This is a genomic window from Pseudomonas rustica (genome assembly GCF_049959085.1).
Classification (GTDB): Bacteria; Pseudomonadota; Gammaproteobacteria; order Pseudomonadales; family Pseudomonadaceae; genus Aquipseudomonas; species Aquipseudomonas rustica.
In genome coordinates, this window is record NZ_CP188200.1 from 3,455,889 (window position 1) to 3,478,121 (window position 22,233).

At 60.8% G+C, this 22,233-nt stretch carries 14 protein-coding genes; 8 read left to right on the forward strand and 6 right to left on the reverse strand.

What is annotated here, in order from left to right; all coding sequences use genetic code 11:
* Positions 1-34: 34 nt before the first annotated feature.
* The 4 genes from ACP3TY_RS15800 to ACP3TY_RS15815 form a co-directional block, all read right to left on the reverse strand.
* Positions 35-751 (reverse strand): MgtC/SapB family protein, encoded by a 717-nt coding sequence (locus tag ACP3TY_RS15800; protein ID WP_007913384.1) that lies wholly within the window; start codon positions 749-751, stop codon positions 35-37.
* A gap of 160 nt (positions 752-911) precedes the next feature.
* Positions 912-3,611 (reverse strand): magnesium-translocating P-type ATPase, encoded by a 2,700-nt coding sequence (mgtA, locus tag ACP3TY_RS15805; protein ID WP_426617943.1) that lies wholly within the window; start codon positions 3,609-3,611, stop codon positions 912-914.
* A 704-nt stretch (positions 3,612-4,315) separates the two neighbouring features.
* Entirely contained in the window at positions 4,316-5,650 is a 1,335-nt protein-coding gene (locus tag ACP3TY_RS15810) for a lysine N(6)-hydroxylase/L-ornithine N(5)-oxygenase family protein (RefSeq protein WP_426617944.1), read from the reverse strand.
* Between the two features lie 134 nt (positions 5,651-5,784).
* Positions 5,785-6,267, reverse strand: a complete 483-nt coding sequence (locus ACP3TY_RS15815) for a sigma-70 family RNA polymerase sigma factor (protein WP_053118866.1) — start codon at positions 6,265-6,267, stop codon at positions 5,785-5,787.
* 323 nt (positions 6,268-6,590) lie between these two features.
* Between ACP3TY_RS15815 and ACP3TY_RS15820 the strand changes: the two genes are divergently transcribed.
* The 3 genes from ACP3TY_RS15820 to ACP3TY_RS15830 are packed head-to-tail and all read left to right on the forward strand — an operon-like array spanning position 6,591 to position 11,139.
* Entirely contained in the window at positions 6,591-7,763 is a 1,173-nt protein-coding gene (locus tag ACP3TY_RS15820; protein WP_159812919.1) for an efflux RND transporter periplasmic adaptor subunit, read from the forward strand.
* The gene (locus tag ACP3TY_RS15825) at positions 7,764-9,737 is read left to right on the forward strand and encodes a MacB family efflux pump subunit (RefSeq protein ID WP_053118862.1); all 1,974 of its coding nucleotides are present in this window, start codon (positions 7,764-7,766) and stop codon (positions 9,735-9,737) included.
* Between the two features lie 7 nt (positions 9,738-9,744).
* The gene (locus ACP3TY_RS15830) at positions 9,745-11,139 is read left to right on the forward strand and encodes an efflux transporter outer membrane subunit (RefSeq protein WP_426617945.1); all 1,395 of its coding nucleotides are present in this window, start codon (positions 9,745-9,747) and stop codon (positions 11,137-11,139) included.
* A gap of 77 nt (positions 11,140-11,216) precedes the next feature.
* On the opposite strand, the gene ACP3TY_RS15835 is transcribed toward ACP3TY_RS15830, so the two are convergent.
* Complete coding sequence (locus ACP3TY_RS15835) at positions 11,217-12,827, reverse strand: PvdJ/PvdD/PvdP-like protein (protein WP_426617946.1); 1,611 nt, start codon at positions 12,825-12,827, stop codon at positions 11,217-11,219.
* A gap of 252 nt (positions 12,828-13,079) precedes the next feature.
* Between ACP3TY_RS15835 and pvdM the strand changes: the two genes are divergently transcribed.
* The 5 genes from pvdM (at position 13,080) to ACP3TY_RS15860 (ending at position 21,026) form a co-directional block, all read left to right on the forward strand.
* On the forward strand, positions 13,080-14,450 hold the full coding sequence (gene pvdM / locus ACP3TY_RS15840) for a pyoverdine-tailoring dipeptidase-like protein PvdM (RefSeq protein ID WP_426617947.1): 1,371 nt from the start codon (positions 13,080-13,082) through the stop codon (positions 14,448-14,450).
* On the forward strand, positions 14,447-15,727 hold the full coding sequence (locus ACP3TY_RS15845) for an aminotransferase class V-fold PLP-dependent enzyme (RefSeq protein ID WP_426617948.1): 1,281 nt from the start codon (positions 14,447-14,449) through the stop codon (positions 15,725-15,727). The genes pvdM and ACP3TY_RS15845 overlap by 4 nt, the downstream gene beginning before the upstream one ends.
* A gap of 35 nt (positions 15,728-15,762) precedes the next feature.
* Positions 15,763-16,671 (forward strand): formylglycine-generating enzyme family protein, encoded by a 909-nt coding sequence (locus tag ACP3TY_RS15850; RefSeq protein ID WP_426617949.1) that lies wholly within the window; start codon positions 15,763-15,765, stop codon positions 16,669-16,671.
* 144 nt (positions 16,672-16,815) lie between these two features.
* Positions 16,816-18,465, forward strand: a complete 1,650-nt coding sequence (locus tag ACP3TY_RS15855; RefSeq protein ID WP_400647566.1) for a cyclic peptide export ABC transporter — start codon at positions 16,816-16,818, stop codon at positions 18,463-18,465.
* A 98-nt stretch (positions 18,466-18,563) separates the two neighbouring features.
* Positions 18,564-21,026, forward strand: a complete 2,463-nt coding sequence (locus ACP3TY_RS15860; protein WP_426617950.1) for a TonB-dependent siderophore receptor — start codon at positions 18,564-18,566, stop codon at positions 21,024-21,026.
* 146 nt (positions 21,027-21,172) lie between these two features.
* Here the strand turns inward: ACP3TY_RS15860 and ACP3TY_RS15865 are convergent, their stop codons facing one another.
* Entirely contained in the window at positions 21,173-22,135 is a 963-nt protein-coding gene (locus ACP3TY_RS15865) for an alpha/beta hydrolase (RefSeq protein ID WP_426617951.1), read from the reverse strand.
* Positions 22,136-22,233: the final 98 nt, after the last annotated feature.

Here is a 22,233-nt window from a genome sequence, read left to right on the forward strand (position 1 = left end):
TCGGCCACGCAAGGCCGGTGCCAATAAAGTGCCGCTATTCGGTGGTACTCGGACTCCAGAACGCCTGCACCACCAACGCAGACGTCGAGATCCGCGCGACCAGTGCGTCCAGCTCATCGCCGTCCACCGACGTTGTCGCCAATGTCGCTTCGATCTCGATTTCGTCCGCACCGAAGGCATGCACGTCGACATCACTGGCCGGGTAATTACTGCGTTCCAGCTCCGCTTCGAGCAACGCGAACACCGCCGTTTGCTGCGAACGCCGGGCGATAACGTAGACGATGTTGGTGACTTCCGCCGACACCACGTCCAGCGGTTGGCGGTTGATGTTGTTGACGATCGGCCGCAGCAAGGTGTTCGCGGCCAGAATGAACAGCGTGCCGAGCACGGCTTCGGCGAGCAGGTCGGCGCCGGCGCAGGCGCCCACTGCCGCAGACGTCCACAGGGTGGCGGCGGTGTTGAGGCCGCGCACGTTGCCCTCTTCACGCATGATCACCCCGGCGCCGAGAAAACCGATGCCGGAGACCACGTAAGCGACCACACGCACCGCGCCTTCAGCGCCGGCGAGACGGTTGGCCATGTCGACGAAAATCGCTGCGCCGACGGCGACCAGCACGTTGGTGCGCAGGCCGGCGGTGCGTTGCCGGTATTGCCGTTCGAAACCGATCAGGCCACCGAGGATGAACGCGGCGCTGAGGCTGACGAGGGTGTCGAGCAGTGAATCGAGGTTGAGGTTGTTGATGGCTTGCATCGTCATCTCCCTGAAAAAAACACAAACCCCCTTGTGGGGCCTGCTTGAAACGAGCCCCTGTAGGAGCTGCCGAAGGCTGCGATCTTTTGATGTTGCCTTTTGAAACAAGATCAAAAGATCGCAGCCTTCGGCAGCTCCTACAGGGGAACCGGTGTTGCTGTTATTGCCAGCCGAAGCGGCAGATGTAGAAGCCTTTCACCGCTTGGGTCAGCGCCATGTACGCCAGCAGAATCACCGGCAGAAACACGAAGTACAGCGACGGCAGCGCCTGCAATTTGAAGTAGTGCGCCAGCGGCCCCATCGGCAGGAAGATCCCCACCGCCATGATGATTCCGGTCATCACCAGCAGCGGCATGGCGGCACGGCTTTGCAGGAACGGAATCTTCGGCGTGCGGATCATGTGCACGATCAGCGTCTGGGTCAGCAACCCGACCACGAACCAGCCGGACTGGAACAGGGTCTGGTGATCCGGGGTGTTGGCATCGAAGACGTACCACATCAAGGCGAACGTGGTGATGTCAAAGATCGAACTGATCGGGCCGAAAAACAGCATGAAGCGCCCGACGTCGCCCGGCTGCCAGCGTTGTGGTTTTTTCAGCATTTCCTCGTCGACGTTATCGAACGGAATGGCGATCTGCGAAATGTCGTAGAGCAGGTTCTGCACCAACAGGTGCATCGGCAGCATTGGCAAGAACGGAATAAACGCACTGGCGACCAGCACCGAGAACACGTTGCCGAAGTTGGAGCTGGCGGTCATCTTGATGTACTTGAGCATGTTGGCGAAGGTGCGCCGCCCTTCGAGCACGCCCTCCTCCAGCACCATCAGGCTCTTTTCCAGGAGGATGATGTCGGCCGCTTCCTTGGCGATGTCCACCGCGCTGTCCACGGAAATACCGATGTCGGCGGTACGCAGCGCAGGCGCATCGTTGATGCCGTCGCCCATGAACCCGACCACGTGACCATTGCCTTTAAGGATGCGCACGATGCGCTCCTTGTGCGACGGCGTCAGTTTGGCGAAGACATTGGTGGTCTCTACCGCCACCGCCAGTTCGGCATCGCTCATGCGCTCGACGTCGTTGCCCAGCAGCAGGCCTTGTTGCGCGAGGCCGACTTCACGGCAGATCTTCGCGGTCACCAGTTCGTTGTCGCCGGTCAGCACTTTCACTGCCACGCCATGTTCGGCCAAGGCTTTGAGCGCTGGCGCAGTGCTTTCCTTCGGTGGATCGAGGAACGCCACGTAACCAATCAGCGTCAGTTCCTGTTCATCGGCCAGGCTGTAAATCTCGCGACCTTCAGGCATCGAGCGTGCGGCCACGGCCACCACGCGCAAGCCTTCAGCGTTGAATGCTGCGGTGACCTGACGAATCTTGGTCAGCAATTCATCGCTCAAGGCTTCATCGACGTCGCCGTGACGCACGCGGCTGCAGACCGCCAGCACTTCTTCCACCGCGCCTTTGCAGATCAGCTGATGCGGTTGGCCACGCCCTTCGACCACCACCGACATACGCCGACGATTGAAGTCGAACGGGATCTCATCGACCTTGCGAAACGCCGTGCCGACTTTCAGTTCGCGGTGGATTTCCACATGCTCCAGCACCGCGACATCCAGCAGGTTTTTCAGGCCGGTCTGGTAGTAGCTGTTGAGGTAGGCCATTTCCAGCACGTCATCGGAATCGGCGCCCCACACGTCGACATTACGCGCGAGGAAGATCTTGTCCTGCGTCAGCGTGCCGGTCTTGTCGGTGCACAGCACGTCCATCGCGCCGAAGTTCTGGATCGCATCGAGGCGTTTGACGATGACTTTTTTGCGCGACAGAAACACCGCGCCTTTGGCCAGCGTCGAGGTGACGATCATCGGCAGCATTTCCGGGGTCAGGCCGACGGCAATCGACAGTGCGAACAGTAATGCTTCCGTCCAGTCACCCTTGGTGAAACCGTTGATGAACAGCACCAGCGGCGCCATCACGAACATGAAACGGATCAACAGCCAGCTGACTTTGTTGACGCCCTGCTGGAACGAAGTGACCGCGCGATCGGTTGCGCCAACCCGCTGGGCCAGCGCACCGAAATAGGTGCTGTTGCCGGTGGTCAGGATCACCGCCACTGCTGTGCCGGACACCACGTTGGTGCCCATGAACAGGATGTTGTCCAGCTCCAGCGGGTTGCGTGTGTCGCGATCAGCCTGGCGTGGAAACTTCTCCACCGGCATCGATTCGCCGGTCATTGCAGCTTGGCTGACGAACAGATCCTTGGCGCTGAGCACGCGGCAATCGGCAGGAATCATGTCACCGGCCGAGAGCACGATCAGGTCGCCCGGCACCAATTGTTTGATCGGCAATTCGCTGCGTGGCGCGTCTCGGCGCATCACGGTGGCGGTGTTGCTGACCATGGCTTTCAGTGCATCGGCGGCCTGGTTGGATTTGCTTTCCTGCCAGAAGCGCAGCAGCGTCGACAGCACCACCATGGAGAAAATCACCACGGCTGCCTTGAGGTCTTCGGTCAGCCACGAGATCACCGCCAACAGGGTCAGCAGCAGGTTGAACGGGTTTTTGTAGCAGTGCCACAGGTGAGTCCACCACGGCAGCGGCTGCTCGTGTTCGACTTCGTTGAGGCCATATTGCGCACGCAGCGCATCGACTTCGAAATCGGTGAGGCCATCGGAATGCGTGCCCAATGACGACAGCAGCACACCGCTGTCGCAATGCGCGGCATCGACCAGAGTGTTGGCCAGAGTCGGCGGGACTTCACGGCTGACCGTGGTGTCGTTGATCGATTCCAGCAACGCCAGGCGACGAAAGTGCCGGGCGATGTGGCGGGTGCGCAGGAAGCCTGCGAAAAATTCCTTGAGCGTAAGTTTCATGGCTGTTGCCCCTGTGGTCAGCCGGGAAACCGTCAAGCAGGTACGGCCGCGCCTCGTCCGCCGGAAAAACCGGCACGGCAAGGCTTGGCGCGCCGGTCAGAAAAGACAGGCGTGTCGATAGGGCTGCGATCACGACAGTAAAGTCGAAACCACGCTCTGTTCAGCGTCGATGAGAAGGACGTCTAGCCATGGCCCAGGACGGGTCATGCACGGGATGCCGCTGCTCGCTTTTACGGCGAGACAACGACAGAGAAAGTCTGCGCGTTATCTTGCCGAGAATCTGCCGGTTACCGAGACCGGCCGACAACTGTCACTCGAACAAGTACCCACTGTGGGTCTCCGCTATTGATGAAAACGCGCGAAGCTTACGCCTCGATGATTGGAGAGTAAACCCGCAAAAGGCAGTGCGTTGGGGAATGTGGGGGATGTTCAGGAAGGGTTCAGGATGATCATTCCCACGCTCTGCGTGGGAATGCAGCCCGGGACGCTCCGCGTCCCTGTCGAAGGCCGAACGCGGAGCGTCCGTTGAGGCATTCCCACGCAGAGCGTGGGAACGATCTTGAATTTTCGGTGCTTCTGCTGGCCTCTTCGCGAGCAAGCCCGCTCCCACATTGGATCTTCATCTGACACAAAATCTGTGTTCACTGAAAATCCCCTGTGGGAGCGGGCTTGCTCGCGAAGGCGGTATGTGAGGCGCTAAAAAATCAGCTGGCAGTCGCCAGTAGTAAATCCGCCATCGACCGATGTCCGCGGTTTTTGCCATGCTCATACAGCGAGCCAGCAATCTCGTCCGCACGAATCGGCAGCACCGACAGCAGCGTGTCGCTCAAACCATGGCTCGCCTGGCAGAATCCCTGCATGTAGATGCCGGCCTTGCAGCGCTCGTCGGTGATCAGTTTGTAATTACGGTCGACCTCGAAATCACCGAGGTACTCTTCCAGCGGCGCCAGCAGTTTGCGGTGCATCTGCCGCTCGTAACCGGTGGCCAATACAACCGCGTCGTAGTTGCGCACAGTGACTTCGCCGGTGGCGTTGTTGCGCACGGCCAGTTCGATACCGTTTTCCGTCGCAGTAGCGCTCTCGACCGTGGTCAGGGTGCGGAACGCATGACGGGCAATCCCGGAGACCTTCTGGCGATAGAAGATGCCGTAGATGCGCTCGATCAGGTCGATGTCGACCACCGAGTAGTTGGTGTTGTGGTACTCATTGACCAGACGCTCACGCTCGGCGCTGTTCTGCTGGAACACCAGGTCGGTGAACTCCGGCGAAAACACCTCGTTAACGAACGGGCTGTCGTCCGCAGGTTTCAGTGCCGAGCCGCGCAGGATCATGTCGACCTGCACCGACGGGAACGAATCATTCAGATCAATAAACGCTTCCGCCGCGCTCTGCCCGCCACCGATGATTGCGATGCTCATCGGCTGATTGTTCACGCACGGCTGCTTGGCCATTTGCGACAGGTATTGCGAATGGTGGAACACACGGCTGTCGCCCTTCAGCGCTTTGAACGCCTCGGGAATACGCGGCGTGCCTCCGGCGCTGACCACCACCGAACGGGTGGTGCGCACATGTTGCTGGCCGTCGCTGCCACGGGAAATCACGCGCAGCGCTTCAACCTGATGGTTGTGCAGCACCGGCTCGATGGTCAGCACTTCTTCGCCGTAGCGGCTCTGCTCGGTGAACTTGCCGGCGACCCAGCGCAGGTAGTCGTTGTACTCCATGCGGCACGGGTAAAACGTGCCGAGGTTGATGAAGTCGACCAGACGGCCGTGATCCTTCAGGTAATTGACGAACGAGTACGGGCTGGTCGGATTGCGCAGGGTCACCAGATCCTTGAGGAAGGAAATCTGCAACTCGCTTTGCGTCGACAGGGTGTTGCCGTGCCAGCTGTAATTGGCCTGCTTGTCGAGGAACAGCACATCCAGCTCGCCATGGATCGGGCCGCGCTCTTGCAGAGCGATGGCCAGCGCCAGGTTCGAAGGGCCGAAACCGATGCCGATCAGGTCGTGAACGATGGGCGATGCAATTGCCTGAGTCATTTCCAGTGTCCTCTGGAGGAACCCCTCAACAAGGGGCATGGAGAGCCTAAGTGACCTGACCGGCCTTGAGCAGGACAGCAGGTCGTCTGTTGAGTAGGAACGAGGACAGTGAAATAAAATTTAACGAAGTCGGCTCAATGGGCATCCCATTGTTTGATCCGCACGCGGCAATGTTTCATCGCATTGACGATGTGTTTTTCCACCAGCGCCTTGGAAATGCCCAGCTGTTCGGCGATTTCCGGGTGCGACAGGCCTTCGATCTTGCGCAGCAGAAAACTGTCGCGACACAGCGGCGGCAGTTCTGCCAGCGCGCGCTGGAGCATTTCCAGACGCTGGCCGTGATCGAGGGTGCTGTGGGGCGACGGGGTGAAATAGCGCTCTTCGTTGTCGAGCACATCGAGTGACTCGACCTGGCGCAAGGCATTGCGCCGATGGTCGTCGATGACCAGGTTCAGCGCCGTGCGATAAAGAAACGCGCGCGGTTGCTCGATCGGGGTATCGCTGGAACGTTCCAGCACCCGCAGATAGGCGTCATGCACCACATCTTCGGCAATCTGACGATTGCCGAGCTTGGCGTTGAGGAAACACACCAGCTCGCGATAGTAGTTTTCCAACATGACTCCCGGCCGCAAACGTGCGGTTTCTGTCCTTGAGCACACCGATTGACGACGGCGTGAAACGCAGTAGCAAGATAGTGGCAACTTGAGGTGCGTAATTTATAGTAATTCTCATATAGATTTAAAGTGGTGTTTGCCGTTGCCCGATAAATAGTGCTGCGCTATAGCTGTTACTTCGTGTGTCAGCGCTTAAATTCCGCCGCCCTTTCCTCGTTTACAGGACAGCTCCCCGTGTCTGTCGCGCCCCGCGACAGCGTTCAGCGCTGCCCCCTCTGTGCGCGGCGGCCGGATGACGGGCCGAATTCCACTGGCCGGAACCCTGCATGAAACGTCCCCGCCCCGCCCGACGCGCCCTGCTCGTAGTCCTTTGTCTGATCCCCGTCGTCGGCTATGCCGCGTGGCAAATGTTGCCGCCGGGCCGGGATAAATTCGCCACCGTGCAAGTGTCGCGCGGCGATATAGAAAGCAGCGTCACCGCCCTCGGCACCCTGCAACCGCGACGTTATGTGGATGTCGGTGCGCAGGCTTCTGGACAAATCCAGAAGATCCACGTCGAAGTCGGTGACGTGGTCAAGGAAGGCCAGTTGTTGGTGGAAATCGACCCGTCGACGCAAAAGGCCAAACTCGACGCCGGGCGCTTCTCGATCGAAAACCTCAAGGCGCAATTGCAGGAACAGCGCGCGCAACATGAGCTTGCGCAGCAGAAATATCAGCGTCAGCAAAACCTCGCTGCCGGCGGCGCAACCCGCGAAGAAGACGTGCAAACCGCTCGCGCCGAACTGAAAGCCACGCAAGCGCGCATCGACATGTTCCAGGCGCAGATCCGCCAGGCCGAAGCGAGCTTGCGCAGCGATCAGGCCGAACTCGGCTACACGCGCATTTACGCGCCGATGGCCGGCACCGTGGTCGCTCTCGATGCACGCGAAGGCCAGACCCTCAACGCCCAGCAACAGACACCGCTGATTCTGCGCATCGCCAAACTGTCGCCGATGACCGTGTGGGCCGAGGTTTCCGAGGCGGATATCGGTCACGTCAAACCGGGCATGAGCGCTTACTTCACCACGCTCAGCGGCGGTAATCGGCGCTGGAGCAGCACCGTGCGGCAGATCCTGCCGGTGCCGCCCAAACCCCTCGATCAAACCAGCCAGGGCGGCGGCAGCCCGACCAGCACCAGCAAAAGCGGCAGCGCCCGCGTGGTGCTCTACACCGTTCTGCTTGATGTCGATAACGCCGACAACGCGCTGATGGCGGAAATGACCACGCAGGTGTTCTTCGTCGCCAATCAGGCCAAAGACGTGCTCACCGCGCCAGTCGCCGCCCTGCAAGGCGGCGTCAAAGCTGACCGGCAGACCGCGCAAGTGGTCGCTGCCAACGGCAACATCGAATCGCGCGAAGTGCGCACCGGCATCAGTGATCGGCTCAAGGTGCAGATCCTCGATGGCCTCAATGAAGGCGATCACTTGCTGATTGGCCCGGCCACTGGCAGCGGGGGTTGAATGCAAACGCCCCTGATCGACCTGCAGGACATTCGCAAATCCTACGGTGGCGGCGACGCGCCTGAAGTTCACGTGCTGCGCGGCATCGACCTGTCGATCCACGCTGGCGAATTCGTCGCGATTGTCGGCGCCTCCGGCTCCGGCAAATCGACGCTGATGAACATCCTTGGCTGCCTCGATCGACCGACCTGTGGCGAATACCGTTTCGCCGGGGAAAACGTCGCCGGGCTCGACAGCGATGAACTGGCCTGGCTGCGCCGTGAAGCCTTCGGTTTCGTGTTTCAGGGTTATCACCTGATTCCATCCGGCTCGGCCCAGGAAAACGTCGAGATGCCGGCGATCTATGCCGGCACTCCGGCCACCGAACGGCATGCCCGCGCCGCCGCCCTGCTCGACCGTCTCGGCCTCGCCGAACGCACCGGCAACCGTCCGCATCAGTTGTCCGGCGGTCAGCAGCAACGGGTGTCGATTGCCCGCGCCTTGATGAACGGCGGCCACATCATTCTCGCCGACGAACCGACCGGCGCCCTCGACAGCCACAGCGGCAAAGAAGTCATGGCGCTGCTCGACGAGCTGGCCAGTCAGGGCCATGTGGTGATTCTCATCACCCACGACCGCGAAGTGGCGGCGCGAGCCAAACGCATCATCGAAATCAGCGACGGCCTGATCATCAGCGACAGCGCCAAAGACAACCCCGACGCCCAGACCAGCGCCAACCCCGGCGCCTTGCAAGCGGTCGACTTGCGCAAGCGTCTGAGCGAAGGTGCCGAAGCCACTGGCGCCTGGAAAGGCGAACTGGTCGACGCCCTGCACGCGGCGTGGCGAGTGATGTGGATCAACCGCTTCCGCACCGCGCTGACGTTGCTCGGCATCATCATCGGCGTGGCTTCAGTGGTGGTGATGCTCGCCGTCGGTGAAGGCAGCAAGCGTCAGGTCATGGCGCAAATGGGCGCGTTTGGTTCGAACATTCTGTACCTGAGCGGCTCGGCGCCGAACCCGCGCACGCCACCGGGCATCATCACCCTCGACGATGTACGCGCGCTGGCGAGCCTGCCGCAAGTGCAACGCATCATGCCGGTGATCGGCACCGAGGCTGGCGTGCGTTACGGCAATGCTGACCACTTGAGTTACGTCGGCGGCAACGACACCAACTTCCCGGCGATTTTCAATTGGCCGGTGGTGGAAGGCAGTTACTTCACCGAGCAGGACGAGCGAAACGCCTCGGCCGTCGCGGTGATCGGCCATAAGGTGCGCAACAAATTACTCAAGGACGTGGCCAACCCGATCGGCCAATACATCCTTATCGAAAACGTGCCGTTTCAGGTGGTCGGCGTGCTCGCGGAAAAAGGCGCCAGTTCCGGTGATTCCGACAGTGACGACCGCATCGCCGTACCCTATTCGGCGGCCAGCGTGCGCCTGTTCGGTACCCACGATCCGGAATACGTGGCCATCGCCGCCACCGATGCGCGCAAGGTCAAAGAGGCCGAACACGCCATCGAACAGCTGATGCTGCGCTTGCACAACGGCAAAAAGGATTTCGAACTGACCAACAACGCCGCGATGATTCAGGCCGAAGCGCGCACGCAAAACACCCTGTCGCTGATGCTTGGTTCGATTGCCGCGATCTCGCTGCTGGTCGGCGGCATCGGTGTGATGAACATCATGCTGATGACCGTCCGCGAACGTACCCGCGAGATTGGTATTCGCATGGCCACCGGCGCGCGCCAACGCGACATCCTCCGCCAGTTCCTCACCGAAGCGGTGATGCTTTCGGTGGTTGGCGGCATCGCCGGGATCGCCCTCGCGCTGATCGTTGGCGGCGTGTTGATCCTCAGCGATATCGCCGTGGCGTTCTCGTTGCTCGCGGTGCTCGGCGCCTTCGGTTGCGCCCTTGTGACCGGTGTTGTCTTCGGCTTCATGCCGGCCCGCAAAGCTGCCCGGCTCGACCCGGTCACGGCCCTTACCAGTGAATGATCGATCTATGAAACCGCGCCTCAGTTTGTTGACCGTGTGCCTGCTCCTCAGCGCCTGCGGCAGTCCCGTTCAGCGCCCGGACAGCGGCGTGCAAGCACCCGCTATGTGGCAATCACCGCACAGCGCCAGCGTCGCCCGCAACAACCCGCAATGGTGGACACAGTTTGGCAGCCCGGAGCTGGATCGTCTGATCGAACAGGCTCGCGTCGGCAGTTTTGACCTCGCCGCTGCGGTGGCGCGCGTTCAGCAGGCGCAGGCCAGCACGGTGATTGCTGGTGGCTCGTTGCTGCCGGAGGTCAAGGCCGGGCTGAATGCCAATCGGCAGAAACTGTTGCGCGGCAAGGGTTACAGCCAGCTGGATGCCGACAGCAATAACAAGGCCGTGGACTATTTCGATGCCAATTTGAGCGCGACGTATGAGATCGATTTCTGGGGCGGTAAACAGGCGTCTCGCGACAGTGCGCAATTTGCGTTGCAGGCCAGCGAATTTGATCGCGCGACGGTTGAGCTGACGTTGCTCAGCGGCGTTGCCAATACTTATGCGCAGACCTTGTCGTTGCGTGAGCAGAGCCGCATTGCCGGACTGAATCTGGCTAACGCGCAAAGCGTGCTGAAACTGGTTCAGACGCGCTTTGATTCTGGTTCGGCGACAGCGCTGGAACTGGCGCAGCAGAAAAGCCTGGTCGCCGCCCAGCAACGGCAATTGCCGCTGGTGCAACAACAGGCGCAGGATGCGTTGATCAGCCTCGCCGCCCTGCTCGGGCAACCGGTGCAGCAACTCGCGGCCAATCAGGAATCATTCGATCGCCTGCAATGGCCGGGGATTGCCAGCGGTGTGCCGAGCGATTTGCTCACCCATCGCCCGGACATTGCTCGCGCCGAAGCACAATTGGCGGCCGCCGAGGCTGATGTCAAAGTCGCTCGCGCCGCGATGTTGCCCACTGTCACATTGACGGCGCAGTTCGGCTCGGGCGCTGACAAGTTTGATGACTTGATCCGCAGTCCTTTCTACAACCTGACTGCGGGGCTGGTCGCGCCGATCTTCAATAACGGCCGCCTCAGCGCTGAGCGCGACAAGGCCACGGCGCGTCAGGATGAGCTGCTGCAAACCTATCGCGGCGCGATCATCAACGGCTTCGCCGACGTCGAAAAAGCCCTCAACAGCATTCGCGGGCTGGACGAACAACGCCAATGGCAGAGCGAAGAACTGAGTCAGGCACAGACCGCTTTCAACATCGCCCAAAGCCGTTATCAGGCCGGGGCCGAGGACTTGCTGACGGTTTTGGAAACTCAGCGCACGCTGTATGCAGCGCAGGATCTGAACGTGCAACTGCGGCTGTCGCGGGTGCAGGCGAGTATCGCGCTGTACAAGGCGCTTGGGGGTGGGTGGCGGGTTCTCTGAAGATCAAAAGATCGCAGCCTTCGGCAGCTCCTACAAGGGATCAGTGTAGGAGCTGCCGAAGGCTGCGATCTTTTGCTTTAAGCCTTTGCTTTCAGATTGCGCGCATACCACGGCCGTTGCGGCACGCGGCGGAACAGGTTGGCGAGTTTGTTTTCGTCTTCGCCGAAGGTGATGCGCAGGGCCAGTTTCATGGTTTCCGGATCCATCTCCACTGATCGGCCCACCTGCAAACCCGGCGTAGTGCTGCAACCGTGCGTATCCGGCCCCAGCCATGGATCAGCGATTTCCACCCAGCGACCTGGCGCGAACCACTTCACGCCGTTGACCTCAAGGCGCGTAACCTGGCCCGGATGGAAGCGCTCATGCGCGCGATACCAATCCTCGATGCGATCATCGATCCAGCCGTGAAAATGCCAGAACACCGGGTTCACATGGGATGAAAACGGGTCGCCGAGGAAATCGTTTTCCGCGGCGAACCAGCGGGCGGCGAAGTCATCCAGATCACGCGCCAGCGGCACCGGCTGACCGTTGGAAGGGTCACGCGGCACCGACGCCCAACGCATGTGCAGCCAGTCGTGCAGGCCCAGCTCAACCTCTGAACCAAACTGGCCCAAAGTGAGCTTCGACAGATACTGCGGATCGCGGTACTGCGATTCCCAGACTTCAAAATTGCTTTGATAGGTCTCGGCGGTTTTCAGGTCGCTGACCCACTGGGTGTATTCATCGTCTTCGGCCGCCAGCCAGGTCGGCGGCAGCGAAGTGCCGTCGTGGTTGTCGAAGTAGCGCGCGAAGCCCTGGCGATCACGGATCAGCTCCGGTTGCGGCAATGGGAAGAACTGCCACGACGGCAAATCCATCATCGAGCGCGCCGTGCCGAGCATGTGCCGGTGCATGAAAAAGAAATCGATGCCTGAGCCGTTGCGATCCTTGTACGTGCCACGCGCATCCCGCTCCTGGTCACGCGGCCCGGGCTGCCAGCCGAGGCCGCGCAGGGCATTGCGTTTGTCCTCGGGCAGCGTATGCCATTTGTCGCGGGTGGCGTGCCAGACCTGATGGAACAGGCGATGTTCCGGCGACACCAGCCATGCCAGCAACGGCGCATTCAACGGCGCGCGCTGGCGGGCTTCAGGGAACAGGCATTTGACCGCGATGAAGCGATTGTCCTGCGCGGGCAAGGCCAACGGGCGATCGAGGCGCTGCACCGTGCCGCTGAGGGTGCCGCTGCCGGCATTGCCGAAGTCAGCCCAGACTTCATCAAGGATCATGTTCAGTTCGTAATCGACGCGACCGTCCGTGCCGAGCAACCGCCAACTGAGTTTCGAGGCCTCTGCCCCGGCCAGATCGCCAAGAATTCGGTAACGAGGTGTTTCGTCACTGCGCAAACGCTCGGCAGTGTCGAGGAAGCCATTGACGCCCCGGCCCTTCTGGCCGATGTCGAGAAACACTTCCAGCCCTTCAGCCGGCAAGCCATCGAGGCCGGCGTCAGTGCCGGTAAACCGAATGTTCCAGACACCGCGCAAGGCATTGGACAAGCGCTGCCCGGCCACGTCGGCGACATCGAACGACGCCTCACCGGGAGTGATCGTCGGATCCGGCTTCGTCCATTCACGGTGCCCGAAATAAGCCGCCGGTACGGCAGCGCCGGTCAACGCCAGGCCTGCCATGAACCATCGTCGAGAAATCCTCATTGCCCTACCTGTGTCAGCCCTGAAGCAGGCTTTATCCAAGCTAGAACGTTTGCTGCGCGGGTAAATTTATGTGGGTTTGAAAAGATCGCAGCCTTCGGCAGCTCCTACATGCAATGTATATCCCTGTAGGAGCTGCCGAAGGCTGCGATCTTTTAACCCGGCGACCTAAATTCCACGGCCATCCACTCGTTCTTCCCAGATAGCAAAGGCCTCTGCGCCTGCACCTCGACGGCGAACCTGACTGAGATGGCAATGACAAAACCACGTTCGAAAAAGGCTCTTTTCATCGGCCTGCCGCTGGCTCTGGCGGTCAGCGCCGGCGCTGCTTTTGCGGTGTGGGACATTTGGTTCAAGGACAATCCCGGCTACCCGCACAAAGTCATGCAGCAGGCCGAAGCGCTGCACGAGCACATGCTCTCGTTCGACAGCCACATCACCGTCACCCAGGATTTCGGCACCACCGGCAACGAGGTCGACAAGGACGGCAGCGGCCAGTTCGACCTGGTCAAAGCCAACCGTGGTCGCCTGTCCGGTGCAGCGCTGACGATTTTCGGCTGGCCGGAAATCTGGAACGGCGCCAACGCCCCGCACAAACCCACCGCCGGTTTCGTCGACGAGGCGCGCAATCAACAAGAGATCCGCTACAAGATCATTTCCGGCATGGTGCGCGACTTCCCCAATCAGGTCGGGATCGCCTACACCCCCGCCGATTTCCGTCGCCTGCACGGCGAAGGCAAGTTTGCGATTTTCATCAGCATGCTCAACGCCTACCCGCTCGGCCACGACCTCAACTTGCTGGATCTGTGGACGGCGCGCGGCATGCGCATGTTCGGTTTCAGCTACATCGGCAACAACGACTGGGCTGATTCGTCGCGGCCGTTGCCGTTCTTCAACGATTCGCCGGACGCCCTCGATGGCCTCTCGGATCTGGGCAAGCAAGCGGTCAAACGCCTCAACGATCTGGGCGTGATCATCGACGTCTCGCAGATGTCGACCAAGGCCCTTGAACAAGTCGCGCAACTGAGCCGCACACCGTTGGTGGCGTCGCACTCCGCACCAAGGGCGATGGTGGATATTCCGCGCAATCTCAGCGACAAGGAACTGCAGCTGATCAAAAACAGTGGCGGCGTGGTGCAGATCGTCGGCTTCTCGCAGTACCTGCGCCCGCTGACCCAAGGCACTCAGGACAAGCTCAACGAACTGCGCAAACGCTACGACCTGCCGCCGTTGCCAAACCTGGCCATGGCGCTGATGCCGGGCGACCCGATCATCGCCGCGTGGTCGGAGCAGAAATTTGGCGAGTACGCCGGTCAGCTCTACGCGATTCTCGAAGAGGAGCCGAAAGCCAGCCTCAAAGACTTGGGCGACGCCATCGATTACACCGTGCGCAAGATCGGCATCGATCACGTCGGCATCAGCTCGGACTTCAACGAAGGCGGCGGCGTCAAAGGCTGGGAGAACGTTGGCGAGATCCGCAACGTCACCGCCGAATTACTCGCGCGCGGCTACTCCGAAGCCGACATCGCCAAGCTCTGGGGCGGCAATTTCCTGCGCGTCTGGGATCAGGTCGAGAAATCCGCCAAACCGGCAGTGGCCGCTGCTCAGGACACCGTCAAGCCATGAGCAATCGTCGTGACTTTTTGAAGCAGGCCGGAATCCTCGCGGCGGCGCTGCCACTCGGCGCGAGCCTGCCGAGCGTTGCTGCCGCCACGCCGATCGCACCGTTGCCGCGCGATAAATGGGCGCAGTTGCAGCAGCTGTTCAATCAAGATCCCGAGTACCTGCACTTCTCCAACTTCCTCATCACCAGCCACCCGAAACCGGTGCGCGACGCGATTGAAATGCACCGCGCCGCACTCGATAAAAACCCGGGGCTGGCGATGGACTGGGACGTCGGCGTGATCGAAAAACGCGAACACGATGTGCGCGTCTGGGCCGGCCAATACCTGCAAGCCGATGCCAAGCAGATCGCCCTGACCGGCAGCACCACCGAAGGCCTGACCATGATTTACGGCGGCGTGCACGTGCGCGCCGATCAGGAAATCCTCACCACCGAACACGAGCACTACGCCACCCACACGATTCTGGAACTGCGCAGCGAACGTGAAGGCACCAAGGTGCGCAAGATTCGCCTGTTCGACGATCCGCAAACGATCAGCGAGAAACAACTGCTCGCCAACATCGACCGCAGCATCCGCCCCGAGACCCGCGTTCTGGGCATGTGCTGGGTGCATTCGGGCAGCGGCGTGAAGCTGCCGCTCGGCGCGATCGGCGCGCTGGTCGACAAACACAACCAAGGGCGCAGCGATGCTGACCGGATCATTTACGTGGTCGACGGTGTGCACGGTTTTGGCGTTGAAGACCTGAGTTTCCCGGCGATGAATTGCGACTTCTTCATCGCTGGCACACACAAATGGATGTTCGGCCCACGCGGCACCGGCATCGTTTGCAGCCGCACGCCGGAAGTGAAATACGTCACGCCGATCATCCCGACCTTCTCCGAGGCTGAGCACTTTTCCACGACGATGACCCCGGGCGGTTATCACGCCTTCGAACATCGCTGGGCGCTGACCGAGGCGTTCAAGTTGCATCTGCAATTGGGCAAAGCCGAGGTGCAGGCGCGCATCCATGAACTCAACAGCTACCTGAAAAAACGTCTGCTGCAACGCCCACAGATCGAACTGGTGACGCCGTTGAGTCCGGAGTTTTCTGCCGGTTTCACCTTCTTCCGGGTCAAGGGCAAGGACAGCGACAAGATCGCCGCGCACCTGATGGCCAACCGTGTGGTTGCCGATGCCGTCGAGCGTGACGTCGGCCCGGTGATCCGCACCGCACCGGGGCTGCTCAACAACGAAGCGCAGATCGAGCGCTTGCTGAGCATCCTCGACCAGGCCCTGTGAGCCTGCCCTCTTTTTCCTTTTTAGCGAGACGCGAAATGAACAGTGAGTTACCTCGTTTTTCCCTGAAAGCCCTGCCCGCTCTGGTGCTCGCCGCCCTCGCCGCAGGCCTCATGCCGAGCGCCGCTCAGGCCGCCACGCCACCTGCGCCGGGCAAAGTGTTCAAGGACTGCAAGGACTGCCCGGAAATGGTCGTGCTGCCCACCGGCACCTTCACCATGGGCACCCCGGATGACGAAGTCGGCCGCGAGCCCGATGAAAGCCCGATGCACCCGGTGACGTTCGCCAAACCCTTGGCCATCAGCCGTTTTCAGGTGCTCAAGGGTGAATGGTTCGCCTACCTTAAGGACACCGGTTACCAGATGCCGGACGGCGACGACCGCCCGGGCCGCGCGTGCAAAGCGGGGATTCCGGACTATCAGGGCAGCGACCCGCGCAAGCAATACACCGACCGCCACCCGGCGGTGTGCATGGACTTCGCCGAGGCCAATGCCTACGTCGCGTGGCTGTCGAAAAAGACCGGCAAGCAATACCGACTGGTCAGCGAATCCCTGCGCGAATACGCCGCCCGTGGCGGCAGCAGCGGGCCGTTCCCCTTCCCGTTCGATGAAGGCAAGGAATACAGCATCGCCAAACACGCCAACACCTATGGCGCCGCCGACGGCTACAACTTCACCGCCCCGGCCGGCAGCTTCGCGCCGAATGCGTTTGGTGTGTACGACATGCACGGCAACGTCTACGAATGGACGGCCGATTGCTACAACGAAAACTACGTCGGCGCACCGAGCGACGGCAGCGCCTGGCTGACCGGCAAGTGCGAATTCAAGCGCATTCGCGGCAACGACTGGGGCGAGGCGCCGGTGTTCTCCCGCTCCGGCAACCGCAACGCGCTGGTGCCGGGTGATCGCGGCGACTGGATCGGCTTCCGGGTCGCCCGCGATCTGTAACCGCAGCGCCCCTTAAATTAACCACCCCTCCAGTCGTTTTACAGGTGGGCGCGATCCATTGCGACGCGCCCCCGCCCTCTACGCACCCAGGCGAGGCCCGCGACCGATGCCGGCCTTCGCCGTTCTTTCAAGCAGGGAACCTCCATGAGCAAACCAACACGCGGGGTGATCAATGAATTGTTCACCCTGCTCAAACCCTTTCGTCTGATTGTTGCCGGCTCGATCCTGCTGGGCATGGTCGGTGGCCTGAGCGTCACGGTGCTGCTGGCGACAATCAATAATGTGCTGCATGCCGAGGGCGGCCTGACCAACACCGTGGTCGCCGCGTTCGCCGGGTTGTGTCTGCTGGCACTGGTCAGTTCGATTTTCTCCGACATCGGCACCAACTACGTCGGCCAGAAAATCATCGCCAAACTGCGCAAAGAGTTGGGCGAAAAGGTGCTCTCAGCACCGATCGAACAGATCGAGCGCTATCGCAGCCATCGGCTGATTCCGGTGCTGACCCACGACGTCGATACCATCAGCGATTTCGCCTTTGCCTTCGCGCCGCTGGCCATTTCCCTCACCGTGACACTCGGCTGCATGGGCTACCTGGCAATGCTGTCGTGGCCGATGTTTCTGATGATGGTGGTGGCGATCATCATCGGCACCATCGTTCAATACATCGCTCGCGGCCACGGCATCAAAGGCTTCATGGAGGCTCGCGATTCCGAAGACGAATTGCAAAAGCACTACAACGCCATCGCTGAAGGCGCCAAGGAACTGCGCATCCACCGCCCACGTCGTCATCGCATGTTCGTCTCGGGTATCGAGCACACCGCCGACAAAATCTGCGACACGCAGATTCGCTCGGTGAATATCTTCGTGGTCGCAAAAACCTTCGGTTCGATGCTGTTCTTTGTCGTGATCGGTTTGGCGCTGGCCCTGCAATCACTTTGGCCGAGCACGGACAAAGCGGTGATGAGCGGCTTCGTGCTGGTGCTGCTGTACATGAAAGGGCCGCTGGAGCATTTGATTGGCACGCTGCCGATTGTCAGCCGCGCGCAGATCGCCTTCCGCCGCATCGCCGAGTTGTCGGAACAGTTCTCCTCGCCAGAGCCGCACCTGTTGCTCAGCGATCAGGGCAATCGCAAAACCCCGGTGCACAGCCTCGAACTCACCGACGTCGCCTACAGCTTCCCGGCGGTCGAAGGCGCCACGCCGTTCAAACTCGGCCCGGTCAACTTGAAGATCGAACAGGGCGACATCGTTTTCATTGTCGGTGAAAACGGTTGCGGCAAGACCACCCTGATCAAGTTGCTGCTGGGACTTTACGCGCCGCAGCAGGGTGAAATCCGCCTCAACGAGCAAGTGGTCACCGCCCTCACCCGCGACGACTACCGCCAACTGTTCACGACGATTTTCGCCGACTACTACCTGTTCGACGACGTGGTACAGGGCGACACGCACATCCCCGAAGACGCCAACCAATACCTGCAACGCCTGGAGATCGCGCACAAGGTCAGCGTGCGTGACGGCTCGTTCACCACCACCGACCTGTCGACCGGTCAGCGCAAGCGTCTGGCATTGGTCAATGCCTGGCTGGAAGAGCGTCCGGTGCTGGTGTTCGACGAGTGGGCGGCGGATCAGGATCCGACCTTCCGGCGCATTTTCTACACCGAGCTGCTGCCCGACCTGAAGCGTCTGGGCAAAACCATCATCGTCATTTCCCACGATGACCGTTATTTCGACATCGCCGACCAATTGGTGCGAATGGAAGCGGGAAAAGTCATCACGGAACTGCAAACGGCGTAAATAGCCACGATTCTCATTCTGGTTTTCTGAGGCTCGTGCGTCTAATTAAGAATCGATAACAACTACAACCCATTTAAAACCTGCAAGAGTGAAACACAATGCCAGCAATTCCGGGGATTCCACGTTTTACCAAGGCGCTGATCATGCGTCGCCTGTTGCAACCTGGCTTCAGCGCTACCGCCTTCAGCATGGCCCTCGCCTTGCCGTTCAGCGCCCACGTTCAGGCTGAAGAAGTGAATTTCAATATCCCTGCGCAATCGCTGGCAAGCGCACTGCAGGCATTGGGCACGCAATCGAACATGCAAGTGCTGTACAGCGCTGATGACGTACAGGGCCTGCGCAGCCAACCGGTCAGCGGCCGGTTGTCGCCGTCGCAAGCGCTGTCGAAGATGCTGGTGGGGACCGGCGTCATGTTCACCGTGCAGGACAACACCGTCACCGTGCGCGGCAGATCGAGCGGTAACTCGCTGGAGCTGGGCGCGACCAACATCAATGGCCGAGCGGTTGAATCCGCCTATGGCCCGGTCGACGGCTATGTCGCGACTCGCAGCGCCACCGGTACCAAGACCGACACGCCGATCCTGGAAATCCCGCAGACCATCAACGTGATCACTGCCGAGCAAGTGCAGACCCAGGGCGCACGCAACCTGACCCAGGCCCTGCGCTACACGCCGGGCCTTAACGTCGGTGGTTTCACCGACCGCAACGCCATCGCCGACGAAATCACCAGCCGTGGTTTTGCACCGACGCCGCTGTACCTCGACGGCGCCTACCTGCCGTATGCCGGCAGCCTCGGCGGCGCACCGCAGATCGATCCGTACACCCTTGAGCGCATCGAAGTGCTCAAAGGCCCATCCTCGGTGCTGTACGGCCAAAACCAGCCGGGCGGCATCATCAATATGGTGTCCAAGCGTCCGACCGCCGAGCAGCGCAGCCAGGTCAAACTGGGTGCCGGCAGCTACGATCGGGTTAACGGCGCGTTCGACACCAGCGGCCCGATCGACGATCAAAAAGAGTTCACCTACCGCGTCGTTGGCGTTGGCAAAAAAGGCGGCCAACAGGTCGATCACACCCACAGCGAGCGTATGTTGCTGGCGCCGAGCCTGACCTGGACGCCAAACGACGACACCTCGCTGACCCTGCTCGCGCAGATCCAGCGTGACGACGGTCTGGAAGACTATCAGGCGCTGCCGATGATCGGCTCGCTCAAGCGCGGCCCGAACGGCGAGCGCATCGACCGCGAATTCTTCTCCGGCGACTCGAAATACAACGACTACAAACGCGATCAGTACGTCTTCGGCTACGACTTCACCCACAACCTCACCGAAGATTTGAAATACCGCTCCACCGCGCGTTACACCGACGTGCGCGATGACTACAAAGGTTTCTACCTGCGCAGCTTCGTCACCGATGACGCCGGCGTGACCGACTACACCCAGGCCAACCGGGTCAAGCTGAACTGGCAACAGCACAACACCGCGTACACCGTCGATAACAACCTGGAATACAAATTCAACACCGGCGCGCTGGAACACACCACGCTGATGGGCGTGGATTATCGCCACTTCAACCGTAAGTACGACGGCTACAACGCCTACAACGTGTTGCCGATCAACCTTTACGGCGCGAACAACAACTACGACACCAGCAGCGTCACGCCGCAACTGGACACCAAGTGGGACAACACCATTCGCCAGACCGGTGTGTACCTGCAAGACCAGATCAAACTGGACAAGTGGATCCTCACCATCGGTGGCCGCCAGGACTGGGCCGAAGTGGAAAACAAGGATCTGCTGGCACGCACCGTCGAAGAAAAACGTGACCACAAATTCACCAGCCGTGTCGGCTTGACCTACGTCACCGACTTCGGCCTCGCGCCGTACGTCAGCTACTCGGAATCGTTCCTGCCGACCCTCGGCACTGCAGCGCCTGAGCGCGGTGGCAAAGGCTTTGAGCCGACCGAAGGCGAGCAATACGAAATCGGTGTGAAATACCAGCCGTTCGACCAGACCCTGATCACCGCTTCGGTGTTCCAGATCAAACAGAAGAACGTGCTGACCGGCGACACCGAGTACCCGCAATACCAGGCGCAGTCGGGTGAAGTGCGCTCGCGTGGTGTCGAACTGGAAGTCAAATCGACCTTCGACAACATCGACGTGATGGCGGCCGCCAGCTACCTCGACTCGTTCTACACCAAAGACACTTGGGGCAACGAAGACAACCGCAGCGAAGCACAGTCGCCTGTTTCGGCGCTGGTGTGGGCCAACTATCACTTCACCCAGGCTTCGCTCAACGGTCTGACCTTCGGCGTCGGCGCCCGCTACACCGGTCGCAAGCCGGGTGATGCGGCCAACTCGTTCGACGTGCCGTCCTACGTTGTCTACGACACCACCGTCAGCTACGACATGGGCAAACTCTCGCCAAGCCTGCGCGGCGTGCAGACCAGCGTGAACGTGCAGAACATCTTCGACCGTGAGTACATCTCGGACTGCAACTACTCGTTCGGTTGCTACTACGGCCAGGAGCGCGTGGCATCGGTTGAAGTGTCTTACGACTGGTAAGCCACCCCACCGACAAAAAAACCGGGCGATTGCCCGGTTTTTTTATGCCCTGAAACCGCTTTTTGTAGGAGCTGCCGAAGGCTGCGATCTTTTGCTTTTGAAGATCAACAGATCGCAGCCTTCGGCAGCTCCTACAGGGGACGTGTTTAGTGTGAGATGGCTGTGCGCAGGCTTTGGGTGAGTTGGGTGTAGACGTTATCGATGTCCGGCACCACGCTCTGCAGACGCAGGAAGTCGTGAATCAAACCTGTGTATTCGATCAGCTCCACGGTCACGCCGTGCTCTTGCAGACGCCGGGCATAAGCGCGGCCTTCGTCGAGCAATGGATCGTGGCCAGCCAAGGCGATGACGGCCGGGGCCATGCCTCGGTAATCCGTCGCCAGCAGCGGTGAGAAGCGCCAGTCGAGACGATCCGCCGCGTCGTTGGCGTAGTGCCGGTAGAACCACTCCAGCGTCTCGCTTTCCAGCAGATAACCTTCGCCGAACAGCTCGGTCGAGGGGCTGCTGGTGGAGGCGTCCGTTACCGGATAGCAGAGCAGTTGCAGACAAGGCGTGATTGCCAGCGAAGCCGGATCGCGCGCCGATTGCAGGGCCAACACTGTCGCCAATGTCGCGCCGACGCTGTCGCCACCGAATGCCACGCGGTTGATGTCCAGACCTTCAGCCACAGCGTGCTGCGCCAGCCACGCCAAGGCATCAGCACCATCATTGAGCGGCGTTGGAAACTTATGTTCCGGCGCCACGCGATAACCCACCGACAACACCGCGCACGGCGTACGCGCGCAAAACTCGCGACACACGCCGTCATGGGATTGCAGGCTGCCGACCACATAACCACCACCGTGGAAATACACCAGCACCGGCAGCGCCTCGGCCTGCGCATTGGCGGGCCGATATAAACGCAGCTCCAGACTGGCGCCATCACGCGCGGTGTACGGCACCGTCACGACACTGACATCCGCCGGCGCGCCCCAGCGCAACTGCACCGTGGTGCGCTCGAAGGCTTCCCGGGCCTGAGCCGGCGTCGACAAATGAAACGGACCGGGGCCATCGGCCTGGCTTTCTTCGGCCAGATCGAGGAAGGCATTGAGTTCCGGATGCAGGGACATCGCAGGTTTCCTTATGAAAAAGCCACAGACAAAAGAGGAGCCGCAAGGGCTGACGCCGAACAGTCGGGGCAACGAAAGCCCTGTGGCGAGGGAGCTTG

Coding starts and splice junctions, on each gene's coding strand:
- ACP3TY_RS15810 (WP_426617944.1), bottom strand. CDS start 5,650: ATGACTCAGGCAATTGCATCGCCCATCGTTCACGACCTGATCGGCATC.
- pvdM (WP_426617947.1), top strand. CDS start 13,080: ATGACAAAACCACGTTCGAAAAAGGCTCTTTTCATCGGCCTGCCGCTG.
- ACP3TY_RS15820 (WP_159812919.1), top strand. CDS start 6,591: ATGAAACGTCCCCGCCCCGCCCGACGCGCCCTGCTCGTAGTCCTTTGT.
- ACP3TY_RS15865 (WP_426617951.1), bottom strand. CDS start 22,135: ATGTCCCTGCATCCGGAACTCAATGCCTTCCTCGATCTGGCCGAAGAA.
- ACP3TY_RS15850 (WP_426617949.1), top strand. CDS start 15,763: ATGAACAGTGAGTTACCTCGTTTTTCCCTGAAAGCCCTGCCCGCTCTG.
- ACP3TY_RS15825 (WP_053118862.1), top strand. CDS start 7,764: ATGCAAACGCCCCTGATCGACCTGCAGGACATTCGCAAATCCTACGGT.
- ACP3TY_RS15845 (WP_426617948.1), top strand. CDS start 14,447: ATGAGCAATCGTCGTGACTTTTTGAAGCAGGCCGGAATCCTCGCGGCG.
- ACP3TY_RS15830 (WP_426617945.1), top strand. CDS start 9,745: ATGAAACCGCGCCTCAGTTTGTTGACCGTGTGCCTGCTCCTCAGCGCC.
- mgtA (WP_426617943.1), bottom strand. CDS start 3,611: ATGAAACTTACGCTCAAGGAATTTTTCGCAGGCTTCCTGCGCACCCGC.
- ACP3TY_RS15815 (WP_053118866.1), bottom strand. CDS start 6,267: ATGTTGGAAAACTACTATCGCGAGCTGGTGTGTTTCCTCAACGCCAAG.
- ACP3TY_RS15860 (WP_426617950.1), top strand. CDS start 18,564: ATGCCAGCAATTCCGGGGATTCCACGTTTTACCAAGGCGCTGATCATG.
- ACP3TY_RS15800 (WP_007913384.1), bottom strand. CDS start 751: ATGCAAGCCATCAACAACCTCAACCTCGATTCACTGCTCGACACCCTC.
- ACP3TY_RS15855 (WP_400647566.1), top strand. CDS start 16,816: ATGAGCAAACCAACACGCGGGGTGATCAATGAATTGTTCACCCTGCTC.
- ACP3TY_RS15835 (WP_426617946.1), bottom strand. CDS start 12,827: ATGAGGATTTCTCGACGATGGTTCATGGCAGGCCTGGCGTTGACCGGC.